Source organism: Corynebacterium sp. EPI-003-04-2554_SCH2473622 (genome assembly GCF_001665955.1).
GTDB classification, from domain to species: domain Bacteria; phylum Actinomycetota; class Actinomycetes; order Mycobacteriales; family Mycobacteriaceae; genus Corynebacterium; species Corynebacterium pseudodiphtheriticum.
Window position 1 is genome coordinate 21,974 of sequence record NZ_LZMN01000053.1, and the last position, 16,804, is coordinate 38,777.

Genomic DNA, 16,804 nt, shown 5'->3' on the forward strand with positions numbered 1-16,804 from the left:
GAGTGCTTTCCGACCAAACGTTAACTTCTTGTGACTTACCCCATTATGGGTGGGGTGGCAGTGACGCACCCCCCCCTAGGATCCAAAAACCCAACCGATATCCAAAACCCAACCGACACGCAAAAACGCCGCTCCCTGGATTCCCCAGGAAACGGCGCCTACGCGATTTCGACTACAACAACACCCCAAAACACAACGTGCCCGGGGTGCGCTAACACCGTTAGCTCGTTGCCAGTCTAAACAGCGACTATTTTGCAGCAGTCTAAACAGCGACTGTTTTACATCATGCCGCCCATGCCACCCATTGGGTCAGCGCCAGCAGCAGCGTCAGCACCTGCTGGTTCTGGCTTGTCCGCAACCACGGCCTCGGTGGTCAAGAACAGGGCTGCGATCGACGCAGCGTTCTGCAGAGCCGAGCGAGTGACCTTGACTGGGTCGTTAATACCAGCAGCCATCAGGTCTACATACTCACCGGTAGCGGCGTTCAAGCCCTCACCTGGGTTCAGGCGGGAAACCTTATCCGCTACCACGCCTGGCTCCAGGCCAGAGTTGTAGGCGATCTGCTTCAGTGGCGCAGACAGTGCTTCGCGGACGATCTTGGCGCCAATGGCTTCGTCGCCAGTCAGGTCCAGTGCATCCAGTGCGGAAGCGGCCTGCAGCAGGGCAACGCCACCACCAGCAACGATACCTTCGTCGACGGCAGCTTTAGCGTTACGCACAGCATCCTCGATACGGTGCTTGCGCTCCTTGAGCTCAACCTCGGTAGCAGCACCGACCTTCAGCACGGCAACGCCGCCGGACAGCTTCGCCAGGCGCTCCTGCAGCTTCTCCCGGTCGTAATCGGAATCGGAGTTCTCGATTTCCGCGCGGATCTGCTTAATGCGGCCGTCGATCTGTGCCTGCTCACCAGCACCCTGAACGATGGTGGTCTCGTCCTTGGTGACGACAACCTTCCGTGCGGTACCCAACTGAGCGATGTCGGCGGTCTCCAGGGACAGTCCGACCTCTTCGGAGATAACCTGGCCGCCGGTCAGGATAGCCATGTCCTGCAGGGTGGCCTTGCGACGGTCACCGAAGCCTGGCGCCTTCACAGCCACAGACTTGAAGGTGCCACGGATCTTGTTGACCACCAGCGTGGACAGAGCCTCACCCTCAACGTCCTCGGCGATGATTAGCAGTGGTTTGTTGGACTGCATGACCTTTTCCAGCAGGCCAACCAATTCCTTAATATTAGAGATCTTGCCAGAAACCAACAGGATGTATGGGTCTTCCAGCACAGCTTCGCCACGCTCTACGTCGGTAGCGAAGTAACCGGAGATATAGCCCTTATCGAAGCGCATACCTTCGGTGACCTCAAGGTCCACGCCAAAGGTGTTGGATTCTTCGACGGTAATAACGGAATCCTTGTTCACCTGGCCGTTGCCTACGGTGTACATGGCTTCGGCGATCTTTTCGCCGATGGCAGGGTCCGCTGCGGAAATCCCCGCGGTGGTCGCGATCTGCTCCTGGGTTTCTACTTCCTTGGCGGATTCCAGCAGACGTTCCACAACCGCCTTGGTAGCGGTTTCGATGCCGCGCTTGATTCCCATTGGGTTGGAACCAGCAGCAACGTTACGCAGGCCTTCTTTCACCAGCGACTGCGCCAACACTGTAGCGGTGGTCGTGCCGTCACCGGCGACGTCGTCAGTCTTCTTGGCTACTTCCTTGACCAGCTCTGCGCCGATCTTTTCATAAGGTTCATCCAGCTCAATTTCGCGAGCGATCGAGACACCATCGTTGGTGATCGTCGGCGCGCCCCAGGACTTTTCCAAAACGACGTTGCGTCCCTTTGGTCCAAGGGTGACCTTGACGGCGTCGGCCAGCGTGTTCAGGCCGCGCTCTAGGCCACGGCGTGCTTCTTCGTCAAAAGCGATCTGCTTTGCCATGTGTTATGTGCTCCTTGTTATTGGTGAAGGACAACACTCACGGTAACGATCACGCCAGGCGCCCGCGACGGCACGAATGGTGTGAGTGTGCACCATTCTCACCTGCGTGATAGGTCTATTAGTAGTGGTTTAGCACTCCACTACCGGAAGTGCTAGCAACCATTCTGGCACTCGGACCCGGCGAGTGCAAGGTTTGCGCTTACCCATGGCTACCTATGACCACGGCTGCCCATGCCGCTGCCGATGCCATTGCCTACGCGGCTGCCGTTCACAGGTTCCTCTCTCACATTTTCTTTTCCCGCATTCACACAGCAATCCCGGAATTCCTGCCCAGAAATTCCTGCTAGGTTAGCGGGCATGAATACAACTAGCACTGAAACTAAGGCTGCTGCACAGGCAAACGACACCGAAACCGCCCTCGCAGAACATATCCGGGGCCAACGCGCGGAGATCTTTTCACAGTTGTCCGAAATCATTGCCTTTAATTCCGTGTACTTGCCAGACAATCCGGAATTGAAACAAGAGCACACCAACGCCGGCAACTGGGTCGATGCCACGCTTGTCGACGCCGGGCTGGAGGTCAGCGCCATCCAAACTGCCGACGGCTCGACCACCTACTTGGCTTCCACCCCAAAAATCGACGGCGCCCCCACCGTTTTGTTGTATTCGCATTACGACGTCGTTCTGGCCGGTGACCCGGCCGAATGGACTGCAGATCCGTTCACCCTCACTGAGCGCGACGGCCGCTGGTATGCCCGTGGCGCCGCCGATTGCAAGGGCTCGTTAGCCATGCATTTGGCCGGACTGCGCGCAGTCGACGACACCGTGGGACTGAAAAACCTGGGCATCAACCTGCGGGTGTTAGTGGAAGGCTCAGAAGAACAAGGCGGCGAAGGCCTAGACAAGCTGATCAAGCAGCGCCCGGAGCTGTTCCAAGCTGATGTCATGCTCATCGCCGATGGTGGCAACGTCGCCGCCGGTACCCCGACCATCACCACTGCACTGCGCGGAGGTGCACAGCTGAAGGTAGCCGTCGACACACTGCGCGCCCCGGTGCATTCCGGTTTGTTCGGTGGCGTGGCTCCCGACGCCACCTTGGCTCTGATGCGCGCGCTGAATTCGCTTTTCGACGACAACGGCCACACCGTCATCCGTGGTTTCGAACCAACCGAGGATGCAAAGTGGCACTGGGAAGGCGCTAGCTACGACGCAGGCACCTTCCGTTCTGATGCGGGCGTGCTCGACGGCGTCGGCCTGCACGGCCAAGGTACGGACGAAGAAATCGCAGCCCAGCTGTGGGCTCGACCAGCCGCGACGGTCACCGCGTTCAGCTCACGCCCCACCAGCGACGTCGTCAATGCTGTTACCCACCACGCCGAAGCCGTGGTGAATCTGCGCGTGCCATTCCACCTGGATACCCAGGGCGTCGTCGAGGCTGCCGCCCAGCAGATCCGCGATGCGGTGCCTTTCGACGCCCAGATTGAGGTCACGGCAGAAGACGTCTTCAGCCCGTTTTCCACCAGCACGGAATCCGCGGCCTTCGAAACCTTCGAATCCGCCATGGCTACCGCTTTTGGTGCAGAGGTACGCAATACCGGCAACGGTGCATCCATTCCGCTGACCACTGCTTTGGCCGAGGCCAACCCAGACGCCGATATCGCCGTCTACGGCCTGTGCGAGCCGCAAACCACCATCCATTCGCCAGATGAGTCCGTGGACCCGGAAGAAATCATTCGCCTAGCTACCACGGAAGCGCTGTTTATCACCCGCTTCAGCGCACAAGCACAAGCACGGGCGCAGGCACAGGCACAGGCACAGGATCAAGCACAGGAATCAGCGCAAAATTAAGCAAAAAGATCACAAGGATTACATCGTGTCCAGTTACCACGACCCTTCAAACCCAAACCACGACCAGCTGGAGCATGCTTTGCGCCATCACATTGGTGGCCAACGGCAACGCATCTTCGGTGACCTCGCCCAGCTGTGCGCGATCCCTTCCCTCGCGCTCAATGACGACCACGCCAAAGACATGGCTCGCTCGGCCCGGATGATCCGCGATCTCATGGTGGAGCGCGGCCTGGCCACCGAAATCATCACCACCAGCGACGGCTCGCCGGCAGTCGTCGGCAAGCGCGCCGCCAAGAACAATGCCCCGACGGTGCTGTTGTATTGCCACCACGACGTCGTCGATATTTCCACCCCGGAAGAGTGGCAGTCTGATCCTTTCCTTCTCACCGAGCGTGACGGGCGCTGGTACGGGCGCGGGTCAGCGGATTGCAAAGGTAACGTGCTGATGCACCTGGCTGCCATCCGCGCGGTTGATGCCACCGGCGGCTGCGATGCCGGCATCATCCTGGTTTGTGAAGGCTCTGAGGAACGCGGCGGGCAGGGGCTGAAAGATCTTGTCGACGACCGCCCGGAGCTTTTCGACGCCGACCTAATCTGCATCGCCGATACTGCCTCTGGCCAAGCTGGCTTGCCGACGCTCACCACCAGCCTGCGTGGCGGTGGGCAGCTGACCGTCACGGTGAACACCCTGGAAGCACCAGTGCATTCCGGGCAATTCGGCGGCGCGGCTCCGGATGCGGTGGCCGCGCTGGTGCGGGTGCTGGCCACGCTGCATGACGACGACGGGCAAGTCGCCGTCAACGGCTTGGGGCAACATCGTCATTGGGAAGGCAGCCCATATCCGGCCGAAGATGACGCAGCCCGCGATGCCGCTGGTCTGCTCGAAGGCGTCGACATGCTGGGCGCTAGTGACGACGAGATGGCGGATCTGGTGTGGGCCCGCCCGGCAGTTACCATCACCGGTTTTAGTTCTACCCCGGTAGAAGAAGCCATCAACGCCGTACCTGCCACTGCCTCTGCGCAGCTCAACCTACGGGTACCGCCAGGGGTTGATACGGCAGACGCCGCAGAAAAGGTCGCGGAACACTTGCGCGCGCACATCAGCTGGGGCGCGCACATCGATGTTGATATCACCTCGGCGAATCCATCTTTTGCGGCCGATACCTCCGGCCCTCTGTTTGGGTTGCTCAGCGATTGCATCTCGCAGGCCTACGAGCAAGACACTGAAATGATCGGCACGGGTGGCTCAATCCCGTTGACGGTGAAGTTGGCAGAAAAATTCCCGAAAGCTGAGTTCGGGCTCTATGGGGTAGCGGAATCGGCTTCGGCTATTCACTCGAGCAACGAATCCGTGGATCCGGAAGAGATTGAACGCTTGGCTTTTGCAGAAGCACTGCTGTTGACGCGTCTCCATTTCCGCTAAGCTTGAAAAAGTCTTTAGCCCACGCGCAATAACTGGGAGGCGGAATAATTGTGCTCATCCTGCTTGGCTCCCTAGCCTGCGCCTCAATTCTGGCGCCGCTTCTGATCCGCTGGTTGGGCCGGTCGGCTTTCGCCTTGCTCGCAGCCGTACCCGCAGTGGGTTTTTTCTGGTTACTGCAGCACTTCGTACACGGCACTTTTACCGGCGATGGCACATTGGAGTATTCCCTGGTTTGGGTGCCGGAAATTCAACTGATTCTGGATTTCCGGCTTGATGCTTTATCCGGTTTGTTCGGGCTGATCATCACCGGGGTGGGCGCCCTGGTGATGCTGTATTGCTGGGGCTATTTCAACTCCACTCCCCGCCGGCTTGCCCTTTTCGCCGGGCAGATGATGGCTTTTGCCACCGTTATGATCGGCCTGGTCAGCTCGGACAACTTCCTGTTGCTGTATATCTTCTGGGAAGCCACCTCTATTCTGTCCTTCCTGCTGGTTTCTTATTACGGCGAGCGCGCCTCGTCTCGCCGTGCTGCGGGTCAGGCCTTGATGGTCACCGTGCTCGGTGGTTTGATCATGCTGGTTGGCATCGTATTGCTCGGCCAAACCACCGGAACTTGGAGTTTTTCCGAGCTCAGCGCATTTGCTTCCTCCGCAGAACTCACGGATGTACCGCATATCGGCATTTCCATTGTGCTGGTGATCGTTGGTGCGCTGTCTAAATCCGCGATCGCACCATTCCACTTCTGGTTGCCGGGCGCGATGGCCGCGCCAACTCCCGTCTCGGCCTACTTGCACTCGGCAGCGATGGTAAAAGCGGGAATTTATCTGGTAGCCCGGCTCGCCCCAGATTTCGCACAGGTTGCCACCTGGCACGCTCTGATCATTCCATTGGCCTTGTTCACCATGCTGCTCGGTGGCTGGATGGCGTTGAAACAGCGCGACCTGAAGCTAATTTTGGCTTACGGAACCGTATCTCAATTGGGCTTTATCACCTCGGTGGTTGCCATTGGCTCCCGTGAGGCCCTGCTGGCAGGTTTAGCACTCACGGTGGCGCACTCACTGTTTAAGGCCACTCTATTTATGGTCGTCGGTGCGATCGACCATTCCACCGGAACCCGCGATATTTTCGATCTTTCTGGCTTGGGGCGCAAACAACCGCTGCTGGCAATCATCGCAATCCTGGCTGCAGCCTCAATGGCCGGTGTAATCCCGATGCTGGGGTTCGTCGCCAAGGAAGCTGCCCTGGAAGCCGTGCTACATGAAGAACTACTGGTCGGTACCCCGCGCCAGCTAATCTTGGTGTTCATCGTGGTTGGTTCTGTGCTCACGGTGGCTTATTCGATCCGCGTGATCTACGGCGCCTTCGCGAGCAAAAAACCAACGCACCCGACCGGTGGTGGCATCTGCCACGAAGTCACCACAATGGAACCAATTTCGGTGCTGCTGTGGGGCCCACCGGCGGTACTGGTCGCTTTGACGATCTTTTTCGGTCTACAACCAGGCATTATCTCGAACGCGATTAACCAGCACCTGGATTCAGAATTTGCACACCTGGCTGCCACCGGCCACGGTGACCCCGCTGCTGGGCACGCCACAGATCTAGCTCTTTGGCATGGCTGGACGCTGCCTCTGGCTATTTCTGCCGGTATTTTGGCTGTCGGTGGCATCCTGCACTGGCAGCGCCGTGCCCTGGCCAAAGCTCATTTCGATTACCCGGCACTGGGCAATGCCAACGATGCTTATTACGCCATCCTGAACCAACTGCGCCGAATTTCGCTGCGCTTAACGGCTTCTACCCAGCGCGGTTCTCTGCAGTACAACTTGGGCGTCATCTTTGTCGTCCTCGCCGTATTGCCATTGATAGCGCTCTTGCTGGGTGATCGCACGAATATCCGCCTTAACCTCGGCGAATCCGCTTGGCAGGCAGGAGCCGCAATCGCGATTATCGTCGCCGCAATTGCAGCAACGGTTATGCACAACCGTCTCTCAGCTGTCGTTTTGGTTGGTGTTACTGGGTACTTCCTGGCATTTATCTTTGCCATGTACGGTGCCCCGGACCTGGCTTTGACACAGGTACTGGTGGAAACCGTGCTGATGGTCATTTTCATGCTGGTGCTGCGGAAAATGCCCACCAACGTGGAATGGCGTGGCACTCCACAGTTCAATCGCTTCCGTGCTTGGTTGTCCATCGCCGTCGCATTCTCCGTGGTCACCGTCGCGTTGTTCGCCATGAACGCGCGCACCGCCCCAGCAATTTCCGAGCCAATGCCAAAGCTCGCAGAAGAAATCTCGCACGGTTTAAACACCGTGAACGTGATCCTGGTGGACTTCCGTGCTTGGGACACCATGGGCGAGACGATTGTGCTGATCATTGCCTCGCTAGGTGTGGCATCGCTGATCTACCGCACAAACTCCTTCACCAGGCGTTCACGTCGACCAATCCTCACCGCAGTATCCCGCCGTTGGTTGGCCGCACAGGTGGAAACCGAGCGTGCAGCAAACCGCTCGATCATGGTTGACGTGGCCACACGCGTGCTTTTCCCATCGATGATGGCGCTGTCCGTCTACTTCTTCTTCGCCGGCCATAACGCACCCGGTGGCGGTTTCGCTGGTGGATTGGTCGCGGCTCTTGCGCTGTCCTTGCGTTATGTCGCCGGTGGTCGCGCGGAATTGGAAGAGACCTTGCCTGTCGACCCCGCACGGTTGTTTTTCGTCGGCCTGATGCTTTCGACAGGTTCTGCACTGGTGCCGATGGCCTTCGGTGATCCCCCGCTGACCTCATACTATGCGTCCGTTGATGTCCCCGTGATCGGTGCAGTGTCACTACCTTCAGCGTTAATTTTCGACGCCGCGGTGTACCTGATCGTGATCGGCATGACCATGTATGTGCTCACGGCTCTGGGTACGCAACTGGATCTGGAAGACGAAGAGCGTAAGCAGCGTGCGCGCGATCGCGCGAAGAACCTGCAGCACAAGAACCTACAGCGCAGGAACGAGCAAAAGGCTGCCAAACGTAAGCAGCAAAAAGCTAGGGCTGAACAGAACCAACAAGCAGGAATCGAAACACCGACTACAGCCCGCACCGCAACCGGAGAAAGGAGCCGCAGCTAATGGAAGCAAACCTATTTCTGCTACTCGCCTCCGGGGTGATGGTCGCCGCCGGGGTCTATCTGATGCTTGACCGTGCAGTCACCAAGATTGTGCTCGGCCTGCTGCTTATCGGTAACGCCGCGAACCTGCTGATCCTGCAAGCTGGCGGCCCCGCGGGCTCGCCTCCCATTACAGGTAGTGAGTCCTCGCTGTACGGCGAGCAAGAAGCCGATCCGCTGGCCCAGGCAATGATCCTGACGGCGATCGTGATTGCCATGGCGCTCACAGCCTTCCTGCTTTCCCTGGCTTACCGTCAGTACCGCTACCGTTCTGCCGACGTCGTCGAGGACGACCACGAAGACGCAGCAATTGCCGCCCGGCCGATCAACGCGGCCGCTGGCCCAGACCACGATGCCTCCGACGACCCGAAGACGGGCCGCGCCACCGAAGAAGGCGACCGCTTCGGCCCGGAGTCATTTGAAAAGCCCGTCGAAGACGCCACAGGAACGGAAGGCGCCGATGACTAGACTAGAGCCCTTTACCGAGGCAGTACTGCCGTACATGCCGTATTTAATCCCGCTGCCAGTGATCCTGCCCGCGCTTGCAGCAGCCGGGTGTCTGTTGTTTCCACGCATGCTCAACGTACGGCGTGCCTTCGTGTTCTTCACCCTGTTGGCACTCGCGGTGCTCTCGGCCACCATGCTCATCGTCGTCGACGGCGAAGGCATCCAAACCCTGCAAATCGGCGGTTGGGACGCTCCACTGGGCATCACTCTGGTCGCTGACCGCTTGTCGACGATGATGCTGTTCGTCAGCTCCATCATTTTGTTTGCGGTGATGTGGTTCGCCATCGCGCAGGGCATCCGTGATGATACGAAGGATGAGCCCGTTGCGGTCTTCTTGCCGTCGTACATGCTGCTGACGATGGGCGTGAACTTGTCTTTCCTGGCCGGAGACTTGTTCAACCTGTACGTCGGCTTCGAAATCTTCCTGGTGGCCTCGTATGTCTTGATGACGCTGGGCGCTTCCCCATCGCGCGTGCGTGCCGGTGTGGGTTACGTGATGGTCTCTATGGCCAGCTCCATGTTGTTTTTGTTCGGCATTGCCGTAACCTATGCGGCCGTCGGTACGGTGAGCCTGGCCCAGATTGGCCAGCGCATGGAAGATATTCCGGATGGCACGCAAGCCGCCATTTTTGGTGTGTTGCTGGTTGCCTTCGGCATTAAAGCCGCGGTCTTCCCGCTAGATTCTTGGCTTCCGGACGCCTACCCTACAGCTCCGTCGTTGGTCACGGCAGTGTTCGCGGGGCTGCTGACCAAGGTCGGTGTGTACGCAATCATCCGCATGCGCACCACTGTGTTTACCGATGGCAGCCTGGACGTTTTGCTGATGGTGGTTGCGTTAGCCACGATGCTGATCGGCATCCTGGGCGCGATGGCGCAGAATGACATTAAACGATTGTTGTCTTTCACGCTGGTCTCGCACATCGGTTATATGATCTTCGGCATTGGTCTGGGCAGCTCGCAAGGGCTATCCGGTGCGATCTTCTACATGGTGCACCACATTCTGGTGCAAACCGCACTGTTCTTAGTCGTCGGCCTGATCGAACGCCACGCCGGCACCTCGTCGCTGCGCCGGTTGGGTTCGCTGATGTATACCGCACCAGTGATTACCGTGCTGTACCTGATCCCGGCGCTGAACTTGGGCGGCATCCCACCGTTTTCCGGTTTCCTTGGCAAAGTCATGCTTTTCCATGCTGGTGCCGAGGCCAATACCTGGATGTCGTGGGTATTAATCGGGGGTGCGGTGATCACATCGCTGTTGACGCTGTACGTAATGATCATGGTCTGGTCCAAAGGCTTTGTACGTGACCGCAAGGACGCCCCGGAAGGCAACATGGCGATGGCCCGGCCTGCCCCACTGGCGGACATCACCCAGGAAGTGGAATTTTCAGAGCGCGAATCGGTGGGCCGCACACCATTTGGCATGCTCGCGGCTACCGCAATGTTGGTCATCGCATCCAGCGCGATCAGCGTCGTTGCTGGCCCCATCGCCAGCATCACGGATCGCGCGGCGAACTCTACGCAAGACGTCAACATCTACCGCACCGCGGTACTGGGCACGGACCCTGGCGAGCCGACACGCAACTTGGAACTGGAGCGGCTGGACGACGGCGAAGACCGCCGCGAAGAAAGCGGCAATGCAGGGGCCGGGCGCACCAGCTCCAGCACCAGTTCACAGACCACCCCAAGCTCTAGCCCGGTTGCCACTGAATCCGTTCAGGGAGGCGATTCCTAATGGGAACCAACACGCGAGAAAAACGAGCAGCCGAAAAAGCCCGGCAAGCCCGGTTAAAAAAGCGCGTCCCGAAAGGTTTACGCAACCGCTTCCGCCCAGCGTTTATCACCTGGTTGATGGTCATGTGGATCATCTTGGTCGGCGAGATTAGTTGGGGAAATATCGTCGCTGGGCTAGTCGTCGGCACGCTCGTGGTCTACTTGCTACCACTGCCAGCCATGCCCGTGGCTGGTTTGCACATCTCTTGGCACAAACTGGCCTGGTTCCTAGTGGAGTTTTTCTTTGAGCTGCTCAGCGCCTCGCTGAATGTAGCCTGGCTGGCATTGCGCCCGCAGCAGCTGCCAAAAACCGCTATTGTGACGGCCCCGATGCGTGTGTCCAACGAATTCATCTTGGTGTTAGCGGTGACGTTATACAACCTGCAGCCGGGCGGTGCGGTGACGGATATTGATATTGCGAACCGTACGTTGACAATTCACTTACTCAACGCGGATAACGACGAGCGCATCGAGCAAGAGCTGGCCCGGGTGAAAGCCCTGGAGGCCCGGATGATCAAGATTTTCGAAAGGACCTAGCCCATGGATCCAGAGTTGTATACCACGCTGCTGATCATCCCTGCGCTATTGATCAGCGCAGCATTGGCGATCACGGTCTGGCGCATCATCGTCGGCCCTAACTCATTGGACCGGCTTCTGGGCCTCGACGGAATGGTCGCGATGATGCAATGCGCGGCCGCCACCTACATCGCATGGACCTCGGATTCCACGGTGGTTTACGCGATGATGGTGATCGCAATGCTCGCGTTTATTTCTACCGTGGCCGTCACCCGCTTCCGGAAAAGGGATGTGAGCTAATTATGAATTGGGCTTTGCTTGCCGACGTCGTCTCCCTGGTGTTGCTCACTACGGGTGGATTTTTCGTCTTTTCTGCTGCGGTGGGTGTCGCTCGTTTCGGCGATACCATGTCCCGGGTGCACGCGGTCACGAAACCGCAGACCGTCGGTTTGATCATGTGTATCGTCGGTGCGGGTATCCACTTGCCGGTGGCTGGCGACGGCTATAACACTGGGTGGCAATCCGATATCGGGGTGCTGTTCTTGTTGGTGTTTTTCGCGCTCCTAACCAGCCCGGTTACCGCGCAACGCCTGGGTCGCATTGGGCGCCGTGAAGGCCTTTACGGCGCGGATGCCACGATGTCGCGCAACGACCGCCCGGCCAAGCGCACGCTGCGCAAAAAAGACCCCCGCAAAAGCTAACGAGCAACCTAGTTTTCCAGCGGCCGCCAGGTTGTCATCTCTTCTGCGGTGGCAGCCACTACTTGCTTCCAGTCTCCCCCGGATTGTGCGAAGCGTTGCCGCTGGCGTTGGTAGCCAGCGCCCTTGTCGACGATCTCTCCCACCAACTGTAGCTCCCGGCTGCAGCCGAGTTCTTCTGCGATGGGTGCTAGCTCTTCCACCAGGTCCGCTAGTTCATCTTTCACCCAGCGCTCGTGTGTATCCCGCGAGGTGATTACCAGCGCGTCCAGCCCATAGCGGGCGGCGCGCCATTTGTTTTCTGCGATGTGCCACGGCTGCAGGCTGGGCAATGGGTTGTTAGCTTCAGCAACAGCACTAGCACTAGCTTGAGCACCAGTAGCGGTATCGCCGCCAACGGTGGCGACTTCAGCGGTGGCAGTATCAACGATGGCGTCGTCAAGCATCCGGTCGTAATAAACCACCAGGCAATGCGTTAAAGCTGCTACCGCGGACAGCTCGCGCAGGTTCGACGCGGCGTCAGAAACCCGCACTTCAATCGTGCCCCATTTGGAGGCCGGGCGAATGTCCAGGTGCATCGAACCAGTGTGGCTAATCACTCCGGAGGCTGCCTGGTCGTGCATGTAGCTCTGCCATTCTTCCCAAGTCGTGATCGCCGGTGGTAGGCCCGCGGTAGGCAATTGTTGATACAGCATGGTGCGATTGGAGGCATAACCGGTATCAATGCCATCCCACCCCGGCGAAGACGCGGACAGCGCCAGCAGATGCGGGAACTTCGTCATCAGGGCATTGATAATGGGCCAAACGCGGTCTTCATGCCGGATGCCAACGTGCACGTGCGTGCCCCAAATCAGCATTTGGCTACCCCAGTACTGGGTGCGTTCGATAATCTCGGCGTAAGTCATCTTCGCGCTCACCGGGTTGGTGCGGAAATCGGAAAACGGGTGGCCCCCCGACGCCCACAGCAATAACCCGTGTTGTTCGGCTGCTTGCCGGATCACTGCAAGATCGCGATCGAGTTCCGCCACGGCCTGCGGAATGGTATCGCAAATTCCGGTGACCAGCTCGATCGTGTTTTGCAGGAATTCTTTTTCCAGATGAATGTCCGGCTGAATCTGCTGCGCGGTCTTGATCACCGCTTCAGCTTGGTGCGCAAGATCCCACGTTTCTGGGTTGATAAGTGCGACTTCCCATTCGATGCCGACGGTGGGGCGTTCCGAACGTTTAAACACCTCTTTCGGTGTCTCAGACGAACCTGCCATTACAGAGCAACCTCTCCGATAAGGACCATGGTCAGGCCGTTATTCTCGGTGGCTTCACCAGGCAGATAAGCAGTGTTTTCCCGGGCAACACCGCCGACGCGGTCGGCAAGTTCGCGGGCGCGCTGCTCTGCAGCAGCATTACCAGCTGGGAAGAAGACGGTGTTTTCGCGCAGCACTTTTTCTCCGCCCGGCAGGTTACCGGATTCGCGGGTTTTCTGGCCTTCACGCTCTAGTGATTGGGTCACGCGGTGGGCTAGGCCAGGCACCGTCGAGTTGTTCAGCACGGTGACGTCGAAAGTCTGCGGGGCACCAGCGTCTGCGCCAGCGCCAGCGCCGGCTCCACCAGAACGGCCAGCTGGTGCTTCTCGACGGTCTGCTCCCGGCGCGCCCTCTGGGTGGCCTCCTTCATGGGGGTGCTCTTGTGCCCCGGCTGGGTCTTCAACACCGTCGCGGCCAGCATCACCAGGGTGTGCGCCGTCGCGGTGCTCGCCGTCGGCAGGCGCACCGTTGGGCCCATCGCTCTGGCCGCCGTTTGCAGGAGCACCGTTGTTGTCGCCTCCGGCTTGCTCTGCGGCGGAATTTTGCGCGTTGTTCGCAGTATTCGTCGCGGTGGTTTCGTCTGAGCTGGTGAGTGCGAAAATGCCCCACAGGCCCAGCAAAATTGCTACGGAAATCAACACCATCGCTAGGCCACGCAATGGCAGACCAGATCTCGTGCCAGATCCAGCAGCCCCTGATCCACTAGCTCCTGATCCGGCAGCTCCCCCAGCACCTGCCCCGCTAGCATTTTCCGGGCCGCGAGCGTCGGAATAGTTCATGTTCGCCTCATCACCGTGGTATACATTCGTCACACTAGCCACTCTAATATTCCGAAGTATCGGAACTGGTCACGGCGCGCCGATTACGCACGCGCCGCAAACGCTTTATCAACAAGGGATATTCCTGCATCGCGGGAGCATAATCCAACAAAATATTCAGCCGCCGGTAATACCGCACCGGGGTCATTCCCAACTGAGTTCGGATAGCTTCTTCTTTCGCCCCGGCTGCCCGCGGGGCGTGTTCGGTGAAATCCAAAAGCTCCCTGTCACAATCGGAAAGGCCACCGTCTGTGAGCGTTTGGTGTTCGGTCATAGTTAAACTGTAAGGCATGACTGTGCGCCCCATTGTTATCCACGGCGACCCCGTGCTGCATAATCCCACGACCATCGTCGATACCCCACTGGATACCCCAGAGATCCAGCAGCTGATCAAAGACATGTATGAGACCATGGACGCTGCCCGCGGCGTCGGCCTGGCTGCCAACCAGATTGGTGTCGGCCTGCGCATCTTCGTCTACGGATGCCCTGATGTTGACGGACCGAACGGCAGCGATAAGCCAGACGGCGGCATGCGCCGTGGTTGTGTTATCAACCCGAAGCTAGAAACCTCCGAGATTCCTAAAACCATGCCCGCCGACGACGGCAGTGACGACGAAGGCTGCTTATCCGTGCCGGGTGAAGGCTTCCCGACGGGCCGCGCAGATTGGGCGCGGGTGACCGGCCTGAATGAAAATGGTGAGGAAATTTCCATCGAAGGCTACGGCTTTTTCGCTCGCTGCCTGCAGCATGAGGTCGGACATCTCGATGGCTTCTTGTATACCGACATGCTCACCGGCCGCTATAAACGAGCAGCCAAAAAGACCATCAAAGCCAATGGTTGGACCGAACCGGGGTTGACCTGGATGCCTGGTGAAGATCGCGATCCCTTCGGCCACGACGAGCAGTAGCTTCCGCCCATGAACCACCCGAACGCCCCACGCAGCACAAAGTCGCGGATTTTCCGCAGTGACGAGGTGTCTGTCGGTGATCGCGTCATCGTGCGGCGCGCGCTGGGTAACCGCAATGCCCCGGTGTATTCCGATGTCACTGGGCATGTGCTGGAACTAGAACCACTGGTGGTACGCCCCCAAGAGATCGGCGGTTATCCCTCAGAAAAACCCTCGGTGACCATTCCCAGCGAGGAGATCTATGTGGTCAAACGTCTCTCACCGCGACGGATCCGAAATTCGGAAATCCGTGCCGTAGAAGAGGCCACCGCCGCCGCCTTCCCGGGAATTCACAACCAGGTTTCTTCCGATGGCCAATGGCTCATGCGTGCTGGTGATGGCATTACCGAACGCTCAAATTCTGCGGTTCCGCTTGGGCGTTCGGCCGGTTTCGTTCCAGTGCCGATCTCCGAAATCTTCGAATTCTACCGTTCCCATGGCTTGCCGCCGCGCCTACTTATTCCCGAACGCATCGGTGCTCCCGCCGAGCGTCTGCTGCGCGGCGCACCAGAAGGACAATGGGATCTGGGCCCCGAAATCTTGGTGATGACGCGCTCGCTTGCCGACGCTGAACCTGCATCACCAAGCACTGAGGCCGTCGACAAGCTCCTCTTCCGCGTCGACGACGCCCCGGACCAGGAATGGTTTGACCTGTACACCTTCCGCGGCACCGCGCTTCCGCAACACGCACTGCAGCTGCTAGCCGGGCGCATCGCGGGCACCATGGGATTTGCCCGATTGTTGGAACCAGCTACCAGCAGAACAGTGGCCATCACGCGTGCTACGCTCACCGAATCCGAAAACGGCCAGAAATGGCTGGGCTATTCTGCTGTGCAAGTCGCCGCGGATTGGCGCCGCCGTGGCTTGGCTACCCGGCTCGGGGCGGACATGCTGGCTTGGGGCAAAAGCCACGGCGCGGATTCGGCTTACCTGCAGGTCATCTCCACAAATACCCCCGCGATTGCTCTGTATCACAACCTGGGGTTCCTCGAGCATCACCGACATCGTTGCGCACTGTGGCTGGGCGATAGCCCGCGCTGAGCGTCCGCGCGCGTGCGCGGGTAAAATAAGGCGCCATGCGGATCGCTAACTGGAACGTGAACTCTATTCGCACACGCACCGACCGTGTGTTGGATTTTTTGCAACGCCATAAGATCGACGTGCTGGCGGTGCAAGAAACCAAATGCGCCGATGACAAGTTCCCTTACCAGGTGTTCGAGGAAGCCGGTTACCACGTTGCCCACTGTGGTTTTCATCAGTGGAACGGTGTGGCATTGATTTCCCGTCACGAGCTCCACGACGTCCGCCGCGAGTTTCCTGGCCAGCCGGGATTTCACAAGGATCCCGACGAACCGCAAAACATAGAAGCCCGTGCGATCGGCGCCCGCATCGGCGATACCGACACCGAGGTCTGGTCGCTCTATGTGCCCAATGGCCGCGAGATTACCGACCGTCACTACGAATACAAGCTGTTCTGGCTCTACGCCTTACGCGACTACGTCCGCGGCCAGCTTAGCGAAGACGCTGACAAAAAAATCCTACTCACAGGCGATTTCAATATCGCTCCCCGCAATGAGGATGTGTGGGATCTGCGTGTGTTCGACGGCGCCACCCACGTCACCGAACCAGAGCGCGCGGCTTTCCAAATGTTGGAGGAAGCCGGTACCCGGGAAATCACCCGCGAACTCACCGAGGCACGCTACACCTACTGGGACTACACTTCCATGCGGTTTGCCAAGGGCGAGGGCATGCGCATTGATTTCCAGCTGGCCTCACCGCAGTTAGCGAAACAAGCTCGTTCGGGGTTTGTGGATGTCGATGAGCGCCACGGCAAAGGTGCCTCGGACCACGCACCGGTGGTGGTGGATTTTCAAGCGAGTGACTTCGACGAGGTTCGTTAAAC

The 16,804-nt window shown here is 58.9% G+C and carries 15 protein-coding genes; 11 read left to right on the top strand and 4 right to left on the bottom strand.

Annotated elements, in window-relative coordinates:
- Positions 1 to 278 precede the first annotated feature (278 nt).
- On the bottom strand, positions 279 to 1,925 hold the full coding sequence (gene groL / locus A5774_RS05970; protein WP_021352019.1) for a chaperonin GroEL: 1,647 nt from the start codon (positions 1,923 to 1,925) through the stop codon (positions 279 to 281).
- Positions 1,926 to 2,282: 357 nt separating this feature from the next.
- On the opposite strand from groL, the gene A5774_RS05975 reads away from it, so the two are divergent.
- The 8 genes from A5774_RS05975 to A5774_RS06010 are packed head-to-tail and all read left to right on the top strand — an operon-like array spanning position 2,283 to position 11,838.
- Positions 2,283 to 3,773 carry a M20/M25/M40 family metallo-hydrolase gene (locus tag A5774_RS05975; protein WP_064833816.1) on the top strand — a complete coding sequence of 497 codons (1,491 nt, stop codon included), beginning with the start codon at positions 2,283 to 2,285 and terminating at the stop codon, positions 3,771 to 3,773.
- A gap of 25 nt (positions 3,774 to 3,798) precedes the next feature.
- The gene (locus A5774_RS05980) at positions 3,799 to 5,196 is read left to right on the top strand and encodes a M20/M25/M40 family metallo-hydrolase (protein ID WP_231892366.1); all 1,398 of its coding nucleotides are present in this window, start codon (positions 3,799 to 3,801) and stop codon (positions 5,194 to 5,196) included.
- Between the two features lie 50 nt (positions 5,197 to 5,246).
- The gene (locus A5774_RS05985) at positions 5,247 to 8,306 is read left to right on the top strand and encodes a Na+/H+ antiporter subunit A (RefSeq protein ID WP_064833818.1); all 3,060 of its coding nucleotides are present in this window, start codon (positions 5,247 to 5,249) and stop codon (positions 8,304 to 8,306) included.
- Positions 8,306 to 8,812 (top strand): Na(+)/H(+) antiporter subunit C, encoded by a 507-nt coding sequence (locus A5774_RS05990; RefSeq protein WP_021352015.1) that lies wholly within the window; start codon positions 8,306 to 8,308, stop codon positions 8,810 to 8,812. The genes A5774_RS05985 and A5774_RS05990 overlap by 1 nt, the downstream gene beginning before the upstream one ends.
- Positions 8,805 to 10,583 (top strand): Na+/H+ antiporter subunit D, encoded by a 1,779-nt coding sequence (locus A5774_RS05995; RefSeq protein WP_064833820.1) that lies wholly within the window; start codon positions 8,805 to 8,807, stop codon positions 10,581 to 10,583. The genes A5774_RS05990 and A5774_RS05995 overlap by 8 nt, the downstream gene beginning before the upstream one ends.
- On the top strand, positions 10,583 to 11,158 hold the full coding sequence (locus tag A5774_RS06000) for a Na+/H+ antiporter subunit E (RefSeq protein WP_021352013.1): 576 nt from the start codon (positions 10,583 to 10,585) through the stop codon (positions 11,156 to 11,158). Before A5774_RS05995 ends, A5774_RS06000 begins: the two co-directional genes overlap by 1 nt.
- A 3-nt stretch (positions 11,159 to 11,161) precedes the next feature.
- A complete protein-coding gene (locus A5774_RS06005) occupies positions 11,162 to 11,437 on the top strand; it encodes a monovalent cation/H+ antiporter complex subunit F (RefSeq protein ID WP_021352012.1) in 276 nt (91 codons plus the stop codon).
- A gap of 2 nt (positions 11,438 to 11,439) precedes the next feature.
- A complete protein-coding gene (locus A5774_RS06010) occupies positions 11,440 to 11,838 on the top strand; it encodes a monovalent cation/H(+) antiporter subunit G (protein WP_064833822.1) in 399 nt (132 codons plus the stop codon).
- 8 nt (positions 11,839 to 11,846) lie between these two features.
- On the opposite strand, the gene A5774_RS06015 is transcribed toward A5774_RS06010, so the two are convergent.
- Genes A5774_RS06015 through A5774_RS06025 form a run of 3 tightly spaced genes read right to left on the bottom strand, consistent with a single transcriptional unit; the run spans position 11,847 to position 14,228 of the window.
- Positions 11,847 to 13,097 carry a glutamate--cysteine ligase gene (locus A5774_RS06015; RefSeq protein ID WP_064833824.1) on the bottom strand — a complete coding sequence of 417 codons (1,251 nt, stop codon included), beginning with the start codon at positions 13,095 to 13,097 and terminating at the stop codon, positions 11,847 to 11,849.
- The gene (locus A5774_RS06020; RefSeq protein WP_156519560.1) at positions 13,097 to 13,948 is read right to left on the bottom strand and encodes a LytR C-terminal domain-containing protein; all 852 of its coding nucleotides are present in this window, start codon (positions 13,946 to 13,948) and stop codon (positions 13,097 to 13,099) included. Before A5774_RS06020 ends, A5774_RS06015 begins: the two co-directional genes overlap by 1 nt.
- 10 nt (positions 13,949 to 13,958) lie before the next feature.
- Positions 13,959 to 14,228 carry a DUF3263 domain-containing protein gene (locus A5774_RS06025; RefSeq protein ID WP_027018215.1) on the bottom strand — a complete coding sequence of 90 codons (270 nt, stop codon included), beginning with the start codon at positions 14,226 to 14,228 and terminating at the stop codon, positions 13,959 to 13,961.
- A 16-nt stretch (positions 14,229 to 14,244) separates the two neighbouring features.
- On the opposite strand from A5774_RS06025, the gene A5774_RS06030 reads away from it, so the two are divergent.
- The 3 genes from A5774_RS06030 to A5774_RS06040 are packed head-to-tail and all read left to right on the top strand — an operon-like array spanning position 14,245 to position 16,802.
- Positions 14,245 to 14,862: a peptide deformylase gene (locus A5774_RS06030; protein ID WP_021352007.1), complete on the top strand. Its 618-nt coding sequence runs from the start codon at positions 14,245 to 14,247 to the stop codon at positions 14,860 to 14,862.
- A 9-nt stretch (positions 14,863 to 14,871) separates the two neighbouring features.
- Positions 14,872 to 15,942: a GNAT family N-acetyltransferase gene (locus tag A5774_RS06035; RefSeq protein WP_064833826.1), complete on the top strand. Its 1,071-nt coding sequence runs from the start codon at positions 14,872 to 14,874 to the stop codon at positions 15,940 to 15,942.
- Between the two features lie 35 nt (positions 15,943 to 15,977).
- On the top strand, positions 15,978 to 16,802 hold the full coding sequence (locus tag A5774_RS06040; protein WP_064833827.1) for an exodeoxyribonuclease III: 825 nt from the start codon (positions 15,978 to 15,980) through the stop codon (positions 16,800 to 16,802).
- The last annotated feature ends 2 nt before the right edge of the window (positions 16,803 to 16,804 follow it).